The following is an 18,737-nucleotide window of genomic DNA, read 5'->3' as shown; positions in this document are numbered from 1 at the left end:
GAATGAGCGCGGCGGACCGCGAGGCGGTCGAGGCCTTCCGGCGCGACGTGGTCGAGCCGTCGATGACGCAGCTGGTCGTCGTCGATTTCTGGGCGGAATGGTGCGGCCCCTGCAAGCAGCTCGGCCCGGTGATCGAGAAGGTCTGCGCCGATTACGCGGCCAAGGGCGTAACGCTGGTGAAGATCGACGTCGACAAGGACAAGTTCATCGCCGCCCAGTTCCAGATCCGCTCGATCCCTACCGTCTATGCGATCTTCCAGGGCCAGCCGGTCGCCGACCTGACCCAGGCGCGCACCGAATCGCAGCTGGCGCGGATGCTCGACCAACTGCTCGCCCAGCTGCCGATCGAGGCGGCCGGCGATCCGATGGCGGCGGACATCGAGCAATATGTCGCGATGGGCGAGGCAGTGCTGGCGGAGGGCGACGCCGAACGCGCGCTCGGTATCTTCGAGCAGGTCGCCGAGATGGCGCCGGACCATGTCGCGGTGGCGGCGGGCAGGGCGCAGGCGCTGCTCAAGCTCGGCCGGGCGGACGAGGCTGAAGCGGTGCTGGCGGCGCTGCCCGAGGACAAGGCCAAGGATCCGACGCTCGCGCAGGTGAAGGCGGCGGTGGCGCTCGCCAAGGAGACCGCGCCGGTCGACGATCTCACCCCGCTGCGGCAGGCGGTGGAGGCCAACCCCGAGGATCTCGACGCGCGCTACGAGCTGGCCGGCGGGCTGATGGCGGCGGGCGATCGCGACGGGGCGGCGGACCAGCTGCTCGCCTCGATCGCGCAGGATCGCGCTTACAACGACGGCGCCGCCAAGGAACGGCTGCTCAAGCTGTTCGCCTCGATCGGGCTGGAAGATCCGTGGGTCTCGGCGCAGCGGCGGCGGCTGTCCACCGTGCTGTTCGGCTGATCCAAGTGGCGCGCCTCTCCATCTTTCCGCTGGCGGGCGCGTTGCTCTTCCCCCGCGCGCTGCTGCCGCTCCACATCTTCGAGCCGCGCTACCGGGCGATGGTGTCCGACGCCATGGCGCGCGACCGGCGCATCGGCATGATCCAGCCGCGCGACGAAACCGCGCAGAAGCCCGCCTTGTTCGATATCGGCTGCATCGGCCGCATCGCCGAGGTGGAGGCGCTGGACGACGGCCGCTTCAACCTGATCCTCGAAGGCCTCACCCGCTTCCGGCTGGTGAGCGAGCTCGACGTCACCACGCCCTTCCGCCAGGTGGAGGCGGACATGGACGCATTCGCGGGCGATGGCGCCGATCCCGATCCGCTCGGCATCGCGCTGCGCGCCGATCTGGAGCGCGAGGCGCGCCGCTATGCCGACGCCAAGGGCTATGCGATCGACTGGGCGGCGGTGGAGCGGCTCGACGACGAGGGGCTGGTCAACGGCGTGGCGCAGGTGACGCCGTTCGACGTCGCCACCAAGCAGGCGCTGCTGGAGGCGCCGAATATCGCGGTTCGCGCCGATCTGGTGGTACAGTTCCTCCGCTTCTTCCGCCTCGACGACAGCGACGGCGACGAGAGTGGGGCGACGCTGCAATGAGCGGGGCAGGGGGGATCGATCCCGAGCTGCTGGCCCTGCTGGTCTGCCCGCTGACGCGCACCCCGCTCCGGCAGGAGGGCGAGGAGCTGGTTTCCGACGAGGCCGGCCTGGCCTACCCGATCCGCGAGGGCGTGCCGGTGCTGCTGGTCGAAGAGGCGCGGCGGATATATTCCGTCGAATAATTCTTTGGATGAATTCCCATGAAACGCGTCGTGGCGATTTTCTCAAAGTTCAGAATATCGATCAAAACCCAACTCGTTTTGTGGCTTGCTTCGTTTACCGCTGGCCTGATCGTAACGATGATTACCGGGAATATGATCTTCGTATTTTTCTCGCCCCTGCTTTTCGTAGGCGTAAACCTGCTGCTCAGGACCACCGTGTTCTGGATGAGAAGTTCAGGAAAAGCGATCGATCTCTGATCCCCCCGCGGGAGAACGTTCGTTAAACCATCTGCCCCGTCAGCAGCTTCGGCAGCGTGCCGCTTTCTCCGCGAGCCTCGGCCATGAAGACGTCCTTCAGCGGCGCGATGCGCTTGACCATGCCGATGCCGAAGCGGCGGATGCGGCTGGCGGGCTTGCCGGGGATGCCGAAAAGGCGGGTGAGGCCGTCGGTCGCCGACGCGACCAGAAAGGTGTCCAGCCCACGCCAGCGCTCGTAGCGCTGCAGCAGCTGGTGGTCGCCCGGATCGAGGCCGAGGCGCACGCCCTCGATCAGCACCTCGGCGAGCGCCGCCGCATCGCGGAAGCCGAGATTGACGCCCTGCCCGGCGATCGGGTGGATGCCGTGGCCGGCATCGCCCACCAGCGCCAGCCGCTCGGCGGTGATCCGTGCGGTATGGTGGAAGCCGAGCGGGAAGCTGGCGAGCGGGGCGGCCAGCCTGATCGCGCCCAGCATCCCGCCCATCCGCTTCTGCGCCTCGGCGGTGAAGGCGCGTTCGGACAGCGAGAGCATGGCGGGCGCATCGGCCTCCGACACCGTCCACACCAGCGCCGAGCGATGGCCGCCCTGCATCGGCAGCAGCGCGAAGGGTCCGGCGGTGAAGAACAGCTCGTGCGCGATGTTGCGGTGATCCGCCTCATGCTCGAGCATGCCGACCATCGCCGTGTGATGATACTCCCAGCGCGCCACCGCGATGCCGGCGGCGTCGCGCGTCGGCGAGCGGCGGCCCTCGGCACCGACCAGCAGCGCGGCCTTGAGCGGGCGGCCATCGTCCAGCGTCACGCGCACGCCGGCGGAATCGCGCTCGACCTGCGCGGCGCTGCGCGACATCAGCACGGTGACGCCCTCCGACGCCTCGGCCGCCTCCCGCAAGCCGATGCGGAGGTAGCGATTCTCCACCATCATGCCGAGCGGACCGTCATTCTCCAGATCGGGCTGAAAGTTGAGCAGACCGCGCGCGCCCTGCTCGCCGACCTCGATCCGCTCGATCGGGTTGGCGTACTGGGCGAAGCGCTCGGTGGCGCCGATCGCCTCCATCATCCGCCAGCTGGTCGAGGAGACCGCCGAGGCACGGCCGTCGAAATGCGTGTCGCGGATCTGGGTTGCGGGGGCGGGGTCCACCAGCGTGACGGTCACGCCCCCGCCCGCCAGCGCCGTCGCCAATGCGCAGCCGACGAGGCCGGCGCCGAGGATGATCACGTCGCTGTGCAGGGTGTCGCTCATATCGCCGCTCTACGGCGTCGAAATCCTCCCCCGCAAGGGGGAGGATCTTGTGCGGCTCGGCGTGCGGTGGACTCCCATCGACCAAGGGCGGAAGGCGCACCGCTTGACTAGTAGGATTTCGAAAGACAGGTTACCAATGCGGAACATTTGGGGCACGCGTGGTGCCCTAGGGGAGCTTTGGACATGGCGGGCAGCGTGGCGGTGCGGAAGGCGCCCTGGCGCGATACGGTCGCTCAGGCGATCGCACGTTCGAGCAGCGTGATCATCGGCGTGGCGCTCGCCGTCGCCGCGGTGCTGCTGGCGATCGCGCTGGCGAGCTATCACCGCAGCGATTCGGCGCTCAACACGGTGTCGGGCGGCGCCACGCTCAACTGGATCGGTCCGATCGGGGCCTGGGCCGCCGACGCGCTGCTCACCCTGTTCGGGCCGCTCGCCATCGCCTGGGTGCCGATCGTGCTGGTGCCGGGCATCCGTCTGGTGCGCGGACGCGGCGCAGTCGGCTGGGTCAAGGCGGCGCTCGTAACCTTGCTGGCGCTGGTGTTTACCGGCACCGCCGTCACGCTGTTCCACGAAGGAGCCAGCCTGCAGCTTCCGGCCGGGTGGGGCGGGGCGATCGGCATCCTCGGCGCCGATGCGATCGATGGCGGCCTGAGCCTCATCAAGGCACCCGGTTTCGACGTGCCGCTGCGCTACGCGATCGAGCTGATCGGCGTCGGTCTTGGCCTGTGGCTCTGGATCAAGGCGGTCGGCCTCGAGGCCGAGGAGTGGGACTGGCTGGTCCGCACCGGCGCGAAGGGCGCCAAGCCCGTCGCCCGCGTCGCGCAGAAGCGCAGTCCGCGTCGGCAGGCCGCGATCGAGGACGATTTCGACGATATCGAGGATCTCGACGACGAGCCCGCGCCAGCCATCGCCAAGGAGCCGCGCGCGCCCTCCCGCCCGATCATCGCCGATCGCCAGCAGTCCGCGCCCAAGAAGCCCGAGGGCAAGCGCCAGGCCTCGCTCGATCTGCGCGACGAATATGTGCTGCCTTCGCTCGATCTGCTCTCGCCGGTGCCGACCGGCGGCGGCCAGGCGATCGACAAGGCGGCGCTGGAGCGCAACGCGCGCCTGCTCGAAACCGTGCTGGACGACTTCAAGGTGCACGGCAAGATCACCCAGGTCCGTCCCGGCCCGGTCGTCACCATGTACGAGCTGGAGCCCGAGAGCGGCATCAAGGCGAGCCGCGTCGTCGCGCTGGCCGACGACGTCGCGCGCAACATGTCGGCGCTGTCGGCCCGCATCGCCACCATTCCGGGCCGCACCGTGATCGGCATCGAGCTGCCCAACGTGAAGCGCGAGGCGGTGGTCTTTTCCGAGATGGTCGCCTGCGCGCAGTTCGAGGACGGCACCGCGCAGCTGCCGATCATCCTCGGCAAGAACATCGCCGGCGATCCGGTGGTGGCCGATCTCGCGCCGATGCCGCACCTGCTCGTCGCCGGCACCACCGGATCGGGCAAGTCGGTCGGCCTCAACTGCATGATCATGTCGCTGCTCTATCGGCTGACGCCCAAGCAGTGCCGGATGATCATGATCGATCCGAAGATGCTGGAATTGAGCATCTATGACGACATCCCCCATCTCCTCTCGCCGGTCGTCACCGAGCCCGCCAAGGCGGTGCGCGCGCTCAAATGGGCGGTCGAGCAGATGGAGGAGCGCTACCGGATGATGTCCTCGGTCGGCGTGCGCAGCCTCGCCTCGTTCAACGAGAAGGTGAAGGTCGCCAAATCCAAGGGCCAGCGGCTCGGCCGGCGCGTGCAGACCGGCTATGACGGCGAGAGCGGTCATCCCGTCTATGAGGAGGAGCAGCTCGATTACGAGGTGCTGCCGCAGATCGTCGTGATCGTCGACGAACTCGCCGATCTGATGATGACGGCGGGCAAGGAGGTGGAATTCCTGATCCAGCGCCTCGCGCAGAAGGCTCGCGCGGCCGGCATCCACCTGATCATGGCGACGCAGCGCCCGTCGGTCGACGTCATCACCGGCGTCATCAAGGCGAACCTGCCGACGCGCATCAGCTTCGCGGTGACGAGCAAGATCGATTCGCGCACCATTCTGGGCGAGCAGGGCGCCGAGCAGCTGCTGGGCAAGGGCGACATGCTCTACATGCCCGGCGGCAAGCAGATCGCCCGCGTCCACGGGCCGTTCGTCTCCGACGAGGAGGTGAGGGCGGTGGCCGATCACTGGCGATCGCAGGGGAGGCCGGACTATATCTCGTCAGTCACGGAAGAGCCGGAGGACGGCGGCTTCGCACTCGACGGTGCGCCGGCCGACGACGATTCGCCGGATGCCGCGCTGTATCGCAAGGCGGTGCAGGTGGTCGCCGAATCGCAGAAAGCCTCGACCAGCTACGTCCAGCGCCAGCTGCGCATCGGATACAACTCGGCCGCGCGCCTTATCGAGCGGATGGAGCGCGAGGGCAAGGTCGGCGCCCCGGACCATGTCGGCCGCCGCGAGGTGCTGATCGATCGCGACGGGCAGCCGGTCTGACATCTCGTCTCGGGAACCGACGCTCGCCCGCACGATTTGAGCGCCGGGAAGGGTTCACAACCCGTTCAACGCCTCTTCGCTAGTCCGCGACCGTCATGATCCGGAGTTCTCCTTGATGCGCTTTTCGTTCGTCGCGCCGCTTATGCTGGCCGCGCCAGCCCTCATAGCCGCCGCGTCGGCGCCCGCACCGTCGCCCGATCTTGCGGCAGTGCAGGCGCATCTGCGCGACGTGAAGACGATGACCGCCGATTTCGAGCAAACCAACGCCAAGGGCCAGATCGTTTCCGGTACCATCCAATTGAAAAAGCCGGGCAAGGTGCGCTTCCAATATCAGAAGAGCGTGCCGATCCTCGTGGTCGGCGACGGCAAGGCGCTGTGGTTCATCGACTATTCGGTAAAGCAGGCCAATCGCTACCCGATCGGCAACACGCCGCTCGCGCTGCTGCTCGATCCCAGCAAGGACGTGACGCGCTACGCATCGATCATTCCGAGCGGGCGGCCGGATCTCGTGGTGCTTGCGGGCCAGGACAAGAAGCATCGCGAATATGGCAGCATCACCGTCACCTTCCGTCGCTCGCCCGGCGCTCCGGGCGGGCTGATGCTCGACGGCTGGAGCGTGCTGGATGCGCAAAACAACCGGACTGCCGTCCGCCTGTCGAACCAGCGCTTCAACGTGCCGGTCGACGATTCGGCGTTCCAGTGGACCGATCCGCGCCCGAAGGGGCCGCACCATTAACGACGAACGGTGTCGGCTCGGCGACATGGCGAGCCGATGACACGATCTTACCGACCCTGTTCATCCGGGCGAAAGGCTGGGGGGCCTAATTCTTCCCCTGCGGCCACGGGGCCGTTCCGGAATTCCCCCTGTTGTCCGGAACTCAGTCTCCGTGTCCCGCCTGCGTGACGAACGCCAGGTCGGCCCCCGTTCCATGCCCCCGGAACGGGGGCCTTTCCGTATCTGGCGCATGGCGCATGGCTCGCCTACATCGCTGGCTTATGGCTACCACCAAGATCGCCTCCTGGAACATCAATTCCGTCCGCGCCCGGATCGAGATCGTCGAGCAGTTCCTGCGCAACGAGCAACCCGACATCCTCTGCCTGCAGGAAACCAAGGTGGAGGACGGTACCTTCCCGCATGCGCCCTTCGAGCGGCTGGGCTACGCACACCGCCTGCTTGCCGGGCAGCGCATGCACCATGGAGTCGCGATCCTGTCGAAGATCCCGCTCGGCGAGCATGGCCGGCACGACTGGCAGGACAATGGCGAGGCCCGCCATGTCGGCGCGCGCCTGCCCAACGGCTTCCGGCTGGAGAACGTCTACGTTCCCGCCGGCGGCGACATCCCGGACCCCGCGCTGAATCCGAAGTTCGCGCAGAAGCTCGCCTTTGTCGAACGGATGACACGCTGGTCCGAAGATCTGTGCGAGCCAACGCTGATCGTCGGCGACTTCAACATCGCCCCGCTGGAAAGCGACGTGTGGAGCCACAAGCAGCTGCTGGGCGTGGTAAGCCATACACCGGTAGAGGTCGAGGCGCTGACGCGGATGCAGGTCGCTCACGGCTGGGTCGATCTGGGCCGCCAATTCTACCCTGCGCCGGCGCGCCTGCACACCTGGTGGAGCTATCGCTCGCCCGACTGGACGGTGAACGATCGCGGCCGCCGCCTCGATCACATGTGGGCAAGCCCCGAGGTCGCCCGGACGGCACTCGCGCATCACGTGCACGAGGATTGCCGCAATTGGCTCAAGCCATCCGATCACGTGCCTCTGGTCACCGAGTTCGACTGGTGAGCGACCGGCGGGAAGTGGCTCGCGCGATCGACGCGCTACGACGGGGCTGGCCGATCGTCGTGGGGGAAGGGAGTGCGGCTCTCAACCTGCTGGCTGTCGAGACTGCCGACGCCGGACGCCTCGCCCGCTTCGCTCCGGACGGGCGCTACGACCTGCTGCTGTCGCCTGAACGCGCTGCGACGTTGCGGCTCACCAACCAGCGGCCGGCGGCGGTGTCGTCCGCTGCGGTTCGCGTTGTGCAAGTTCCGTGGCTGGATTTCGATGCGGCGACGTTGCTGGCCGATCCGGCGCTCGATTTGTCGTCGCCTCTCAAGGGTCCCTTCGCCACGAAGCCGACGGGAGCCGACGCAGCGGGCAAGGCTGCGCTGAAGCTCGCACGCCTGGCTGGCGTGCTGCCGGCGTTCTTCATACGCAACGACGATGGGCCGGGCGATGCCCCCATGCCCGCGACCGCGGACATATTCGATTACGATGCGCCGGGGCGCCTTGCGATTGCCTCACGCGCGCGCTTGCCGGTTCAATCGCACCCACAACATACTGAAATCATTGCATTCCGCTCAAACGACGAGGCAACCGAGCACGTAGCGCTCGTGATCGGCGCGCCCAATGGCAAAGCTCCGCTCGTCCGCCTCCACAGCGAATGCCTGACCGGCGACGTCTTCGGTTCGCTCAAATGCGATTGCGGGCCGCAGCTCGACGGTGCGCTTCATCGAATCGCGGAAGAAGGTTGGGGCATCCTGCTATATCTTCGACAGGAGGGGCGGGGGATCGGCCTGATCAACAAACTGCGCGCTTATGCGCTTCAAGATCAGGGGTTCGATACCGTCGACGCCAATCTTCGGCTCGGTTTCGCGATCGACATGCGTGATTTCGGAGTGGCCGCACGGATGCTTGATCTCGTCGGCCAGACGCGCATCCGACTTCTCACGAACAACCCCGCGAAAGTGACGGGCCTTGCCGCAGCCGGCATCGATGTCGTGGAACGCGTCGAACATCGCGTGGCGCCCAACCCCCACAATACCGGCTATCTCGATACCAAGCGCGACCGTACCGGCCATATGCTCTGATGCGGATCGTCGCAGAAACCGATCCGAGCTTGTTCCACGTGGAGCATGAAGCATTTCCGTGCGCGATCGGCCGGAGCGGTGCTTGCAGTGTTGCGGACAAGCGGGAAGGCGACGGCTTCACCCCACTCGGCCGCTGGCCTATCCGTGCGGCGTTGCTGCGCCCCGGTGGCCGCTTTTCGCCCCCGGCATTCTTGCCGTGGCGTTGGCTGCGACCGGACGATGGCTGGTCCGACAGCGGGCGCGATCCGGCTTACAATCGCCCGGTGCGCCACCCCCACGTCTTTTCAGCCGAGCGCATGTGGCGGGACGATGGCCGTTATGACGCTGTTCTGATGCTCGGCTACAACGATGACCCACCGGTTCCTGATCGCGGCAGTGCGATCTTCCTGCACCTGAGGGGCGTTTTGCCCACAGAGGGATGTATCGCAATCGATTACGAAGTGATGGAAGCGCTGCTTCCCCGCCTCACATCGGCGTCCGTCCTCGAAATCTGCCGCCATATTGGCGATCCGACGCCGCTCGGCTAAGACTGGGACGACGCCCAGCGCTGGAGACGATGGTGAAGATCACGGTCGATGTGGATTGCACGCCAGAGGAAGCAAGGCGTTTCATGGGACTTCCTGACCTATCGAGCGTCCATGAAGCCTATCTCGCCAAAATGCGTGGTGCGATCGAGCAAGGGATCACGCCCGACACCATCCAGTCGATGATGCAGGGCTGGGGGCCGATGAGCGAGGCCGGCTTCAATCTATGGCGCCAGCTTCTGGACAATATGGGTGGCACGAGCTCAAAATAATTCGGGCCGCGATCCCGACACTATCTTCGCGCTGTCCAGCGGAGCGCTGCCGTCCGCGATCGCCATCGTGAGGATCAGCGGACCACGGGCGCGCGACGCACTCGATCACCTTGCGGGTGCCGTCCCCGAGGTGGGGTGCGCCGCCTTGCGCACACTTCGCCACGATGGCGAAATCCTCGACCAGGCGATGCTGCTCTGGTTCGCGGGCCCGCGCACCGTGACCGGGGAGGACGTCGCCGAGATTCACCTGCACGGCAGCCGCGCCGTGGTCGATGCCTGCTTTGCAGCATTGCAAAGCCTCGGGTTGCGGATGGCAGATCCCGGCGAATTCACGCGCCGCGCTTTGTTCAACGGCAAAATGGACCTCAGCGCGGTCGAAGGGCTGGCGGATCTTCTCGCCGCGGAAACGGAAAGTCAGCGCCGCGATGCGATCCGCCGACAGCGCGGCTTTATCCCGCAGCGACTCCATGAATGGAGGAGCCGATTGACCCATGTGGCCGCGGCGATCGAAGCCGCCATCGATTATGATGGCGAGGAGGAGGTCGGCGGCGACCCTGTCTATGTCATCGGTGGGATTCGTACACTCCTTCGCGAGATCGAGCGCGTGCTGGCGCTCGCGCCGGCGGAGAGATTGCGCGAGGGAATCCGGGTTGCAATCATCGGCCCGCCCAATGCCGGCAAGTCCACGCTGTTCAACCAGCTCATTGGCCGTGATGCTGCTATCGTTTCGGACATCGCGGGAACCACGCGGGATGTGATCGAATGCCCGATCGCCATCGATGGCATCCCATTCCTCCTCGTCGATACCGCAGGCCTTCGGACCACGGCCGATCCGATAGAAAAGATCGGCGTCGGGAAGGCGCGGGACGAGGCCGAACTGGCCGACATCCTGGTCGATCTCGCTGCCGACCGGGATAGCGAACGTTGCGTCGCGGTGTCGGCAAAAGCCGATGTGACCGATGCCCGGCCCGGCACCCTCGCGGTATCCGTGCACAAAGATACCGGTATCGTCCAGCTGCAGGAACGGCTTGTCGAGATGGCCGCCGCGATGATTCCTTTGCAGGGCGAGGTGGCGTTCGATCGTCGGTATAGGCAGGCGCTGGCTGCGGTGAGAAATGATCTGTCCGTCGCCGTAGGGACGACGGATCCTCTCCTCGTTGCCGAGCACATCCGTCTCGCTATACGTGAGTTGGATCGGGTGCTGGGCGGCGACGGCGTAGAGGACATGCTCGATGCGCTCTTCGGCCGGTTCTGCCTCGGCAAATAAAGTTCCACGTGAAACATGGTCTTTGACACCTTATGAAATTCGATGTCGTAGTTGTTGGCGGGGGCCACGCAGGTTGCGAGGCGGCGGCGGTCGCGGCGCGGCTTGGTGCCAGTGTGGCGCTCATCGCCATCAATGCAGCCGCCGTCGGCTCGATGTCTTGCAACCCTGCCATCGGTGGGGTCGGCAAAGGTCATCTCGTTCGCGAGATCGACGTATTCGATGGGTTGATCGCCGCCGCAGCCGATGATGCGGCGATCCACTATCGCATGCTGAACGCCAGCAAAGGCGCTGCGGTACGAGGACCGCGCGTCCAGGCGGATCGCAATCTGTTCCGCCAATCCATTCAGCGCCGCATGAAGGACTTCCCAACGCTTAAAATCGTCGAAGGAGAGGTGATCGAACTCGACTTCAATGGTGGAAAGCTCTCGGGCGTCCATTTGGCGAGCGGCGATGTTATAGCCGCGAAAGCGGTCATCTTGGCCACGGGCACATTCCTCGGCGGCCGATTATTCCGTGGTAAGGAACGGTTCGACGGCGGACGGATCGGCGAATCCGGTGCTCATCGGCTCTCGCAGCAGCTTCGCTCCCTGTCTCTCCCGATCCGAAGGCTCAAGACGGGAACGCCGCCGCGGCTCGACGGGCGAACGATCGATTGGTCGCGCGCCGCTCGCCAGGCTTCGGACACCGAGCCTTGGCACATGTCCGCCGATGCGCCAGCGCGTCGCAACACCCAGCTGTTCTGCGGCATCACGCGAACCCTGCCGACAACCCACGAGATCATCCGCGCGGGCTTCGGCGATTCCCCGCTCTTCAGCGGCGATATCGAAGGGCGGGGACCACGTTACTGCCCGTCGATCGAGGATAAGATCCGGCGTTTCGCCGATCGGGACAGTCATCAGATTTTTCTCGAACCGGAGACGCTGAACGGATGCCTGATCTATCCCAACGGAATTTCGACGTCCCTTTCGGCTGACACTCAGCAAGCGTTTATCCACTCGATTCCGGCGCTCGAAAAAGCGGAGATCGTCGTGCCGGGATATGCGGTCGAATACGATCACATCGACCCCCGTATTCTCTCAAGGGAATTGGGGGTGCGCGACGTCGAGGGTCTGTTCATGGCGGGCCAGATCAATGGAACGACGGGTTATGAGGAGGCGGCCGCACAGGGCCTCGTCGCAGGTCTGTCTGCCGCCTGCCGCGCTTTGGATCGCCCCGCGCCCATCTTCGATCGAACATCGAGCTACATCGGTGTCCTTGTCGATGATCTCACTCTGCAAGGCGTTACCGAGCCGTATCGAATGCTCACCTCGCGGGCTGAGCACCGCCTCCACCTCCGGGCCGACAATGCGGAAGCGCGATTGCGGGTTACGGCCGTCGCAAGTGGCGCGATAAGCGACGCCAAGGCGGTTGCCATGGAGCGTCGTGCGCTACAAAGGAAACGAGCGGCGGCGCTTGCCGGGAACGAGGATGCCGGCAGCGAGGATATTCCGCGTGCCATACGCGAGGAGATCGAGACGGATCGCCACTACGCGCCTTATGTGCAGCGACAGCGTTCCGAAGTGGCGCGGCTAAGATCGGACCGTACGCGCCTGCCGGTCGGATTTGATTTCATGTCCGTTGGCGGCCTATCCTCCGAGATGATCGAGCGACTGTCCCTGGCGCGCCCCGATTCGGTGGAGCAGGCGTCTCGGATCAATGGCATTACGCCGGCCGCCCTGACCGCGCTTCTCGTCGCCGCCCGTGCCGTTGCATGACCGACGTTCCACGTGAAACATCCGCGCAAATTACGACCCTGAAGGCCCTCGTTATCGCGGAGAACGAGCGGCAAAATCTTGTTGCTGCCTCGACGATCGAGTCTTTTGACGAACGGCACATCGCCGATTCGTTACAACTCGGCCGGCATATTCGGGACGGTTCTTTGCTCGATATCGGCTCTGGCGGCGGCTTTCCCGGCTTGGTCATCGCCTGCGGACTGACGACGCCTGTCCATCTCGTGGAGCCGCGCGCCAAGCGTGCCCAGTTTCTCCGCGATGCGGCGAACGCGCTCGGACTTAGCAACGTCGTTGTCCATGCCGAGAAGGTCGAGCGCGTCGCACTTCCACCCGTCGCCAACATAACGGCGCGCGCGGTGGCCAATCTCTCGACCCTGTTCACCATCTCCCATCATCTTGCCGACGAAAAAACACGATGGGTGCTGCCAAAGGGCCGTGGCGCCGCATCGGAACTGGAAGAAGCCCGCCGAACATGGCAGGGTGATTTCCGCCTCGTTCCGAGCGTGACCGATGCCGAAGCGGCCATCGTCATCGCCGAGGGCGTTCGACGGAGACGAACTCGATGATTCGTATCGCGGTTGCCAACCAGAAGGGCGGGGTCGGCAAGACGACCACAACCATCAATATCGGCACAGCGCTGGCAGCTACCGGATGGAAGGTGCTGGTCATCGATCTCGATCCACAGGGCAACGCTTCAACCGGCCTGGGTATCGATCGTGCGCTGCGCAAACGATCGAGTTACGATCTGCTGGTCGGCAATTGCGACATCGCCGAAGCGGTCATCCCGACGCGGGTGCCGCGCCTGGATCTCGTGGCATCGACGGTCGATCTATCGGGGGCTGAAATCGAGCTGGTCGACATCGAGCGGCGCGCGCACCGACTCGATATCGCGCTGTCGGAGGCCCCGGCCGGTCGCTGGGACGTGGTGATGATCGATTGCCCGCCGTCTTTAGGCCTGCTGACCGTCAACGCGATGAGCGCCGCCAACTCGTTGCTTGTCCCCCTGCAATGCGAATTCTTCGCCCTCGAAGGTTTGAGCCAGCTGCTTCAGACGATCGAGCGGATCCGTGCGCGCTTCAATCCAGGGCTCCAGATCCTGGGCGTGGCGCTGACCATGTACGATCGCCGCAACCGTCTGTCCGAACAGGTCGCCGCCGATGTTCGGGCCGCGCTTGGCAAGCTGGTTTTCGAGACCAGCATCCCGCGCAACGTGCGCCTGTCCGAAGCCCCAAGCCACGGCTTGCCAGCGCTGATTTACGATCATCGCTGTTCCGGATCGGAGGCGTATATCGCTCTCGCCCGCGAGTTGATGGCGCGCTTGCCGCTGCGGGAGCTTGCTGCGGCATGAGCACGGAGCCCACCCCCGCCCGGCGGCGCCCCTCCGGACTGGGCCGCGGTCTTTCCGCCCTGCTGGGCGAGGTCGAACGCGAACAGCCGATCGAAGCCGGAGAGCTCCGTGCCGAAGGTGTGCGGCTGCTTCCGATCGCAGATATCCGCCCGCACCCGGACCAGCCGCGCCGACATTTCGACGAGGAAAAGCTGGAGGAACTGGCCCAATCGATCGCCGAGCGCGGACTGCTCCAGCCGATCGTGGTCCGCAAGATCGGAACCGGCTACCAGATCGTCGCCGGCGAACGGCGCTGGCGGGCAGCCCAGCGCGCCCGGCTGCACGAAGTGCCGGCGCTGGTTCGCGATCTCAACGACACCGAAACTCTCGAAATCGCGATCATCGAGAACATCCAGCGCGCCGATCTCAACGCGATCGAAGAGGCCGAGGCCTATCAGCGGCTCGTCTCGGATTTCGGGCATACGCAGGAAGCATTGGGCAAGCTGGTCCACAAATCACGCAGTCATGTCACCAACCTACTGAGATTGCTGGATCTTCCAGGGAAGGTCCGGCAGGAAGTCGCGAACGGCAACCTCAGCATGGGTCATGCCCGCGCTCTGATCACCGCCGAAGATCCTGAAAAGCTCGCCGCCGAAGTGATCAAGCGCGGTCTGTCGGTGCGCGATACGGAAAAGCTCGCCCGTTCGGCTAAGGGCGGCACAACGAAGGAGCGGTCGCTCAAGGCCAAGCCTTCCGGCGATGCCGACATCGTCGCATTGGAACGCCAGCTCGGTGACATGCTCGGTCTTGCCGTGCGGATCGCGCATGCCGGGGAGGGGGGCACCGTCACCTTGTCCTATTCAAGTCTCGACCAGCTCGACATGATCTGCCAGCGGCTGAGCGGCGAGCGGATCTAGCTAGCGGCGTCGTCCCGCCTGACGGGCAATGATGAAAAGCTCGGATTCCACGGCGATCGGGCCGGGACCCGCCGCGCGCATGATCTCGCGCCCGGCTTCCGAAATGCGCTCGATCGCGCGCGCAATGCGGGCGGAGGACCAGCGCATCGCATAGCCGGCCATCTTGTCCTTCTGTTTCCAGAATATCGCGCGGCCGGCTTTATCTACGGCTTGGGACGGTGAGGCCCCGCGATCGATTTCCATGCGGATCGCCGCCAACTGGACAAGCTGCGGGAGCAGGGCGCGCACCAGTCCGACTCCTTCGCGCCCTTCCTGTACCAACCGTGTCACCTCGACATCGAGCACGGACTCGTCACCGCCCAGAACGGCATCGGTGAAACGGGAGAGGTCGGCCTCGCCCATGTCGGCGCCGACCGCGTCGAGCATCGCGTGCTCGGCATCCTTCGGCCGTTCCGGCGAGGCGTCGGCGTAGAGCGCCAGTTTCTCGATTTCGGACGCCAGCACGGCACGATCGCCGCCCGCCGAGGCCGAGAGACGACGCGCGACATCGCGACCGATGCGCAAGCCCTGATCGCGGCCAAGCTCCATTGCCACCTGATCGATATCGCCCGCATCGGGCAAATAGCTGACATGCTGCATCGCCGCCGGATGGCTGCTCATCAGCTTGACCAGCTTCGCATCCTTTCGCAGCGCGCCTCCGATCAGCACCACGGGATTGCCCGCCGCGGGCGCCTCCAGCAGCGCCTCCACCGCCGCGAGACAGCTGTCGGTCGCGCCTTCGACACGGATATGACGCGGGCCGCCGAACATCGAGATCGACGCGGCCTCATCGGTCAGCAGAGCGGGGTCGGAGATGATCTGCCCCTGTTCGAGATCGATCCGCTCGGCCTCCGGCCCCATCGCGGTCGCCAGCCGCCGCGCCAGGGCGCGGGACGCGGATTCATCCGGGCCGTAGAGCAGGTAACAGCGTATCGATGGATCGACCTTGTCGAGTGCGGCCCGGATCGTGGCGTCTTTCGCCGCCATCAGCGGCCCTTGTTGTGCCGCGCGAAGACGGCGACGCGCGCGACGATCTGATCGGCCACGTCGTTGACGAGATTTTCGAGCGCGGTCTGTTCCGCGGCAACCGTGGCGTAATCCGAACTCACCGAATCGATCCCGGCATCCGAACCGGCGCTGGCGTCGAGCAGCGTGGTGCCCGCCGAATCGTTGGTGATGAGGCGAAAACGCGCGCGCAGCGTCCGCCGCTCGCGGGTGACGGTGCCTTCCTGGTTGATGCCGAGCCCAGTGATGTCGTCGCTGAGATCGACTACCAGCTTGTAGCGCGGCGCATCACTATGTCCGGTGGCACCCAACCGATCGTTCAGCGCGTTTCGCATCAGCCAGCCCGATTGGCCGCTGATCGGCCCGACCTCGATCTGCGACAGCTTGGCCGCAACCGGCCCATGCGTGCCGCTCTCGTAGAGCGGATGCAGGCCGCAACCGGCGAGCGGCAAAAGGAGGAGGAGGGCGGCGATCCGCTTCATGCGACCAGATTGACCAGACGATCGGGGACGACGATAACCTTCTTTGGCGCCTTGCCTTCGAGGAAGGCGATGATCTTCTCAGACTCCAGCGCCATCGCCTCCAGCGAGGCCTTGTCGGCGCCCTTGGGAGCCGTCAGCGTGTCCCGCAGCTTGCCGTTGACCTGGATGGCGATGGTAACCTCGTCGTCGACCAGCAGCGCCGGATCGACCTTCGGCCAGTCGGCGAGCGCGATCAGGCCCTCATGGCCCCGCGCGGACCACGCTTCCTCGGCGAGATGCGGGATCATCGGCGCGACCAGCAGTAGCATTGCGTCGATCGCCTGCGTACGGCTGGCTGACGGCTGCGCCTTCTCCAGCGCGTTGGCCAGCTCGTACAGCTTGGCAACCGCCTTGTTGAAGCTCAGCGCCTCGATATCCTCGGCGATGCCGGCGATGGTCTTGTGGAGCTTGCGATCGAGATCCTTGTCCTCGCCCGCCGCCGGCTCGCGATCGGTGGCGAGGCGCCAGACGCGCTGGACGAAGCGCCACGCGCCCTCGATTCCGGCTTCGGACCATTCGAGGTCGCGCTCGGGCGGGCTGTCCGACAGCATGAACCAGCGCGCCGCGTCCGCCCCGTACTGATCGATGATCGCGGTGGGATCGACCGTGTTCTTCTTGGACTTGGACATCTTCTCGACGCGGCCGACGGTGATCGGCCGGCCGGAAACACGTTCGACCGGCTTACCATCGATATATTCGACGTCTTCAGGTGCAACCCAGTAGAGTTTTGCCGGCTCAGATCCCTCTGGCTGATCGTAATGAGACGCGCTGTATGTCTCGTGCGTCACCATGCCCTGTGTGAACAGGCCGCCGAAGGGCTCAGCGAAGTCCAGCATGCCGAGATGCTTCAGCGCACGCGTCCAGAAGCGGGCGTAGAGGAGATGGAGGATCGCATGCTCGATACCTCCAATATACTGGCCGACCGGCAGCCATTGCTCGGCGATGGCCTTGTCGAATGGCTTGTCCTCGGGCTGGCTGGCGAAACGCACGAAATACCAGCTCGAATCCGCGAAGGTATCGAGCGTGTCGGTCTCGCGCTTCGCCGCAGCACCGCAGGTGGGGCAGCTAACATCGCGCCAGGTCGGGTGACGATCGAGCGGGTTGCCGGGCACGTCGAAGCTGACGTCCTCGGGCAGCACCACCGGCAGCTGGTCGGCGGGCACCGGCACGATGCCGCAGTCCGCGCAATGAATCACCGGGATGGGCGTGCCCCAGTAACGCTGGCGGCTGACGCCCCAGTCGCGCAGGCGGAACACGGTGGTGCCCTGGCCCCAGCCGCCATCCTCGGCCTTGGCAATGACGGCGGCCTTGGCCTCGTCCACGCTCATCCCATCGAGGAAGTGCGAGTTCACGAGGCGGCCGGGGCCGGTATAGGCCTCGTCATGGATCGGCTTGTCCGCCTCGCCCTCGGCCGCGACGACGCGGGGGACGGGGAGCATGTATTTGCGCGCGAAATCGAGGTCGCGCTGGTCGTGCGCGGGCACGCCCATCACCGCGCCGGTGCCGTAACCCATCAGCACGAAGTTCGCGACGAAGACGGGGAGCTTCCACTCCGGGTCGAAAGGATGGACGGCGTTGAGGCCGGTATCGTAGCCCTTCTTCTCGGCGGTCTCGATCTCCTCGGCGGCGGTGCCGGTACGGCGGCACTCCTCGGCGAAGGCGGCAAGCGCCGAGTCCTGCTCGGCCAGCGCCAGCGCCAGCGGGTGATCCGCCGCGATCGCCACGAAGCTCGCGCCGAAGATGGTGTCGGGACGGGTCGAATAGACATCGATGCCGTCATGTCCGGCCGCCGCCTGATCCAGCTTGAAGCCGAAGCGCAGCCCCCTGGATCGGCCGATCCAGTTGGCCTGCATCAGCTTCACCTTCTCGGGCCAGTCGGGCAGGGCATCCAGCCCGTCGAGCAGATCCTCGGCGAAGTCGGTGATCTTGAGGAACCACTGCGCCAGCTTGCGCCGCTCGACCAGCGCGCCGGAGCGCCAGCCGCGCCCGTCGATCACCTGCTCGTTGGCGAGCACGGTCATGTCGACCGGGTCCCAATTGACCTCGCTCTCCTTGCGGTAGACGAGGCCGGCCTCGAGCATCTTCAGGAACAGCGCCTGCTCGTGGCCGTAATAATCCGGCTCGCAGGTGGCCAGCTCGCGGCTCCAGTCGAGCGCGAAGCCCAGACGCTTCAGCTGCGCCTTCATCGCGGCGATGTTGGCGCGGGTCCAGTCGCCGGGATGGACCTTCTTCTCCATCGCGGCGTTCTCGGCCGGCATGCCGAAAGCGTCCCACCCCATCGGGTGGAGCACCTCGTGGCCCGTCATCCGCTTGTAGCGGGCCAGCACGTCGCCCATCGTATAGTTGCGGACATGGCCCATGTGGATGCGCCCCGACGGATAGGGGAACATCTCCAGCACGTAGCATTTGGGCTTGGGCGAGTGATCGTCGGCGCGGAAGGCCTGTGCCTCGTCCCACGCCTGTTGCCAGCGGCCGTCGGCGGCGAGCGGGTTGAAGCGCTTTTCCATAAGTCCTTT

General features: G+C 65.7%; 19 protein-coding genes. 15 read left to right on the top strand and 4 right to left on the bottom strand.

Annotated elements, in window-relative coordinates; translation table 11 throughout:
• Positions 1 to 2 precede the first annotated feature (2 nt).
• Genes HZF05_RS15615 through HZF05_RS15600 form a run of 4 tightly spaced genes read left to right on the top strand, consistent with a single transcriptional unit; the run spans position 3 to position 1,953 of the window.
• On the top strand, positions 3 to 899 hold the full coding sequence (locus tag HZF05_RS15615; RefSeq protein WP_160365530.1) for a tetratricopeptide repeat protein: 897 nt from the start codon (positions 3 to 5) through the stop codon (positions 897 to 899).
• Positions 899 to 1,534: an LON peptidase substrate-binding domain-containing protein gene (locus HZF05_RS15610; RefSeq protein ID WP_181638895.1), complete on the top strand. Its 636-nt coding sequence runs from the start codon at positions 899 to 901 to the stop codon at positions 1,532 to 1,534. The genes HZF05_RS15615 and HZF05_RS15610 overlap by 1 nt, the downstream gene beginning before the upstream one ends.
• Entirely contained in the window at positions 1,531 to 1,716 is a 186-nt protein-coding gene (locus tag HZF05_RS15605) for a Trm112 family protein (RefSeq protein WP_160365483.1), read from the top strand. Before HZF05_RS15610 ends, HZF05_RS15605 begins: the two co-directional genes overlap by 4 nt.
• Before the next feature lie 18 nt (positions 1,717 to 1,734).
• The gene (locus HZF05_RS15600) at positions 1,735 to 1,953 is read left to right on the top strand and encodes a hypothetical protein (RefSeq protein ID WP_160365482.1); all 219 of its coding nucleotides are present in this window, start codon (positions 1,735 to 1,737) and stop codon (positions 1,951 to 1,953) included.
• Between the two features lie 22 nt (positions 1,954 to 1,975).
• On the opposite strand, the gene HZF05_RS15595 is transcribed toward HZF05_RS15600, so the two are convergent.
• Positions 1,976 to 3,196, bottom strand: coding sequence for a UbiH/UbiF/VisC/COQ6 family ubiquinone biosynthesis hydroxylase (locus HZF05_RS15595; protein WP_160365481.1), 1,221 nt, complete (start codon positions 3,194 to 3,196; stop codon positions 1,976 to 1,978).
• 183 nt (positions 3,197 to 3,379) lie between these two features.
• On the opposite strand from HZF05_RS15595, the gene HZF05_RS15590 reads away from it, so the two are divergent.
• The 11 genes from HZF05_RS15590 (at position 3,380) to HZF05_RS15545 (ending at position 14,656) form a co-directional block, all read left to right on the top strand.
• Positions 3,380 to 5,722, top strand: a complete 2,343-nt coding sequence (locus HZF05_RS15590) for an FtsK/SpoIIIE family DNA translocase (protein WP_160365480.1) — start codon at positions 3,380 to 3,382, stop codon at positions 5,720 to 5,722.
• 115 nt (positions 5,723 to 5,837) lie between these two features.
• The gene (locus HZF05_RS15585) at positions 5,838 to 6,458 is read left to right on the top strand and encodes a LolA family protein (RefSeq protein WP_160365479.1); all 621 of its coding nucleotides are present in this window, start codon (positions 5,838 to 5,840) and stop codon (positions 6,456 to 6,458) included.
• Positions 6,459 to 6,718: 260 nt separating this feature from the next.
• Positions 6,719 to 7,510, top strand: coding sequence for an exodeoxyribonuclease III (locus HZF05_RS21955; RefSeq protein ID WP_246332035.1), 792 nt, complete (start codon positions 6,719 to 6,721; stop codon positions 7,508 to 7,510).
• Positions 7,507 to 8,577: a GTP cyclohydrolase II gene (ribA, locus tag HZF05_RS21950; protein ID WP_343046904.1), complete on the top strand. Its 1,071-nt coding sequence runs from the start codon at positions 7,507 to 7,509 to the stop codon at positions 8,575 to 8,577. Before HZF05_RS21955 ends, ribA begins: the two co-directional genes overlap by 4 nt.
• Positions 8,577 to 9,104, top strand: a complete 528-nt coding sequence (locus tag HZF05_RS15575) for a L,D-transpeptidase family protein (protein WP_160365478.1) — start codon at positions 8,577 to 8,579, stop codon at positions 9,102 to 9,104. Before ribA ends, HZF05_RS15575 begins: the two co-directional genes overlap by 1 nt.
• Positions 9,105 to 9,136: 32 nt before the next feature.
• Complete coding sequence (locus HZF05_RS15570) at positions 9,137 to 9,373, top strand: DUF6489 family protein (protein ID WP_181638894.1); 237 nt, start codon at positions 9,137 to 9,139, stop codon at positions 9,371 to 9,373.
• A complete protein-coding gene (gene mnmE / locus HZF05_RS15565) occupies positions 9,354 to 10,640 on the top strand; it encodes a tRNA uridine-5-carboxymethylaminomethyl(34) synthesis GTPase MnmE (RefSeq protein ID WP_343046900.1) in 1,287 nt (428 codons plus the stop codon). Before HZF05_RS15570 ends, mnmE begins: the two co-directional genes overlap by 20 nt.
• A 32-nt stretch (positions 10,641 to 10,672) precedes the next feature.
• A complete protein-coding gene (gene mnmG / locus HZF05_RS15560) occupies positions 10,673 to 12,394 on the top strand; it encodes a tRNA uridine-5-carboxymethylaminomethyl(34) synthesis enzyme MnmG (RefSeq protein ID WP_160365476.1) in 1,722 nt (573 codons plus the stop codon).
• Positions 12,391 to 12,978: a 16S rRNA (guanine(527)-N(7))-methyltransferase RsmG gene (rsmG, locus tag HZF05_RS15555; protein WP_160365475.1), complete on the top strand. Its 588-nt coding sequence runs from the start codon at positions 12,391 to 12,393 to the stop codon at positions 12,976 to 12,978. Before mnmG ends, rsmG begins: the two co-directional genes overlap by 4 nt.
• On the top strand, positions 12,975 to 13,760 hold the full coding sequence (locus tag HZF05_RS15550; RefSeq protein ID WP_160365474.1) for a ParA family protein: 786 nt from the start codon (positions 12,975 to 12,977) through the stop codon (positions 13,758 to 13,760). Before rsmG ends, HZF05_RS15550 begins: the two co-directional genes overlap by 4 nt.
• Positions 13,757 to 14,656 carry a ParB/RepB/Spo0J family partition protein gene (locus HZF05_RS15545; RefSeq protein ID WP_160365473.1) on the top strand — a complete coding sequence of 300 codons (900 nt, stop codon included), beginning with the start codon at positions 13,757 to 13,759 and terminating at the stop codon, positions 14,654 to 14,656. Before HZF05_RS15550 ends, HZF05_RS15545 begins: the two co-directional genes overlap by 4 nt.
• Here the strand turns inward: HZF05_RS15545 and holA are convergent, their stop codons facing one another.
• From holA to leuS, 3 genes are read right to left on the bottom strand one after another with little or no spacing between them, the layout of a single operon-like run.
• Complete coding sequence (gene holA, locus HZF05_RS15540; RefSeq protein ID WP_160365472.1) at positions 14,657 to 15,682, bottom strand: DNA polymerase III subunit delta; 1,026 nt, start codon at positions 15,680 to 15,682, stop codon at positions 14,657 to 14,659.
• Positions 15,682 to 16,182, bottom strand: coding sequence for an LPS assembly lipoprotein LptE (gene lptE, locus HZF05_RS15535; protein WP_160365471.1), 501 nt, complete (start codon positions 16,180 to 16,182; stop codon positions 15,682 to 15,684). Before lptE ends, holA begins: the two co-directional genes overlap by 1 nt.
• Positions 16,179 to 18,728 (bottom strand): leucine--tRNA ligase, encoded by a 2,550-nt coding sequence (gene leuS / locus HZF05_RS15530; RefSeq protein WP_160365470.1) that lies wholly within the window; start codon positions 18,726 to 18,728, stop codon positions 16,179 to 16,181. The genes lptE and leuS overlap by 4 nt, the downstream gene beginning before the upstream one ends.
• Positions 18,729 to 18,737: the final 9 nt, after the last annotated feature.

It is taken from the genome of Sphingomonas chungangi (assembly GCF_013778325.1).
Lineage (GTDB): Bacteria > Pseudomonadota > Alphaproteobacteria > Sphingomonadales > Sphingomonadaceae > Solisphingomonas > Solisphingomonas chungangi.
The sequence above is the reverse complement of the archived record's forward strand: the minus strand, read 5'-3'. Positions and strand labels throughout refer to the sequence as shown.

What these genes read in the sequence shown, in the direction of transcription:
- HZF05_RS15615 (WP_160365530.1), top strand. Translation starts at nt 3, where the DNA reads ATGAGCGCGGCGGACCGCGAGGCGGTCGAGGCCTTCCGGCGCGACGTG.
- HZF05_RS15605 (WP_160365483.1), top strand. Translation starts at nt 1,531, where the DNA reads ATGAGCGGGGCAGGGGGGATCGATCCCGAGCTGCTGGCCCTGCTGGTC.
- HZF05_RS15600 (WP_160365482.1), top strand. Translation starts at nt 1,735, where the DNA reads ATGAAACGCGTCGTGGCGATTTTCTCAAAGTTCAGAATATCGATCAAA.
- HZF05_RS15595 (WP_160365481.1), bottom strand. Translation starts at nt 3,196, where the DNA reads ATGAGCGACACCCTGCACAGCGACGTGATCATCCTCGGCGCCGGCCTC.
- HZF05_RS15590 (WP_160365480.1), top strand. Translation starts at nt 3,380, where the DNA reads ATGGCGGGCAGCGTGGCGGTGCGGAAGGCGCCCTGGCGCGATACGGTC.
- HZF05_RS15585 (WP_160365479.1), top strand. Translation starts at nt 5,838, where the DNA reads ATGCGCTTTTCGTTCGTCGCGCCGCTTATGCTGGCCGCGCCAGCCCTC.
- HZF05_RS21955 (WP_246332035.1), top strand. Translation starts at nt 6,719, where the DNA reads ATGGCTACCACCAAGATCGCCTCCTGGAACATCAATTCCGTCCGCGCC.
- HZF05_RS15575 (WP_160365478.1), top strand. Translation starts at nt 8,577, where the DNA reads ATGCGGATCGTCGCAGAAACCGATCCGAGCTTGTTCCACGTGGAGCAT.
- mnmG (WP_160365476.1), top strand. Translation starts at nt 10,673, where the DNA reads ATGAAATTCGATGTCGTAGTTGTTGGCGGGGGCCACGCAGGTTGCGAG.
- rsmG (WP_160365475.1), top strand. Translation starts at nt 12,391, where the DNA reads ATGACCGACGTTCCACGTGAAACATCCGCGCAAATTACGACCCTGAAG.
- HZF05_RS15550 (WP_160365474.1), top strand. Translation starts at nt 12,975, where the DNA reads ATGATTCGTATCGCGGTTGCCAACCAGAAGGGCGGGGTCGGCAAGACG.
- HZF05_RS15545 (WP_160365473.1), top strand. Translation starts at nt 13,757, where the DNA reads ATGAGCACGGAGCCCACCCCCGCCCGGCGGCGCCCCTCCGGACTGGGC.
- holA (WP_160365472.1), bottom strand. Translation starts at nt 15,682, where the DNA reads ATGGCGGCGAAAGACGCCACGATCCGGGCCGCACTCGACAAGGTCGAT.
- lptE (WP_160365471.1), bottom strand. Translation starts at nt 16,182, where the DNA reads ATGAAGCGGATCGCCGCCCTCCTCCTCCTTTTGCCGCTCGCCGGTTGC.
- leuS (WP_160365470.1), bottom strand. Translation starts at nt 18,728, where the DNA reads ATGGAAAAGCGCTTCAACCCGCTCGCCGCCGACGGCCGCTGGCAACAG.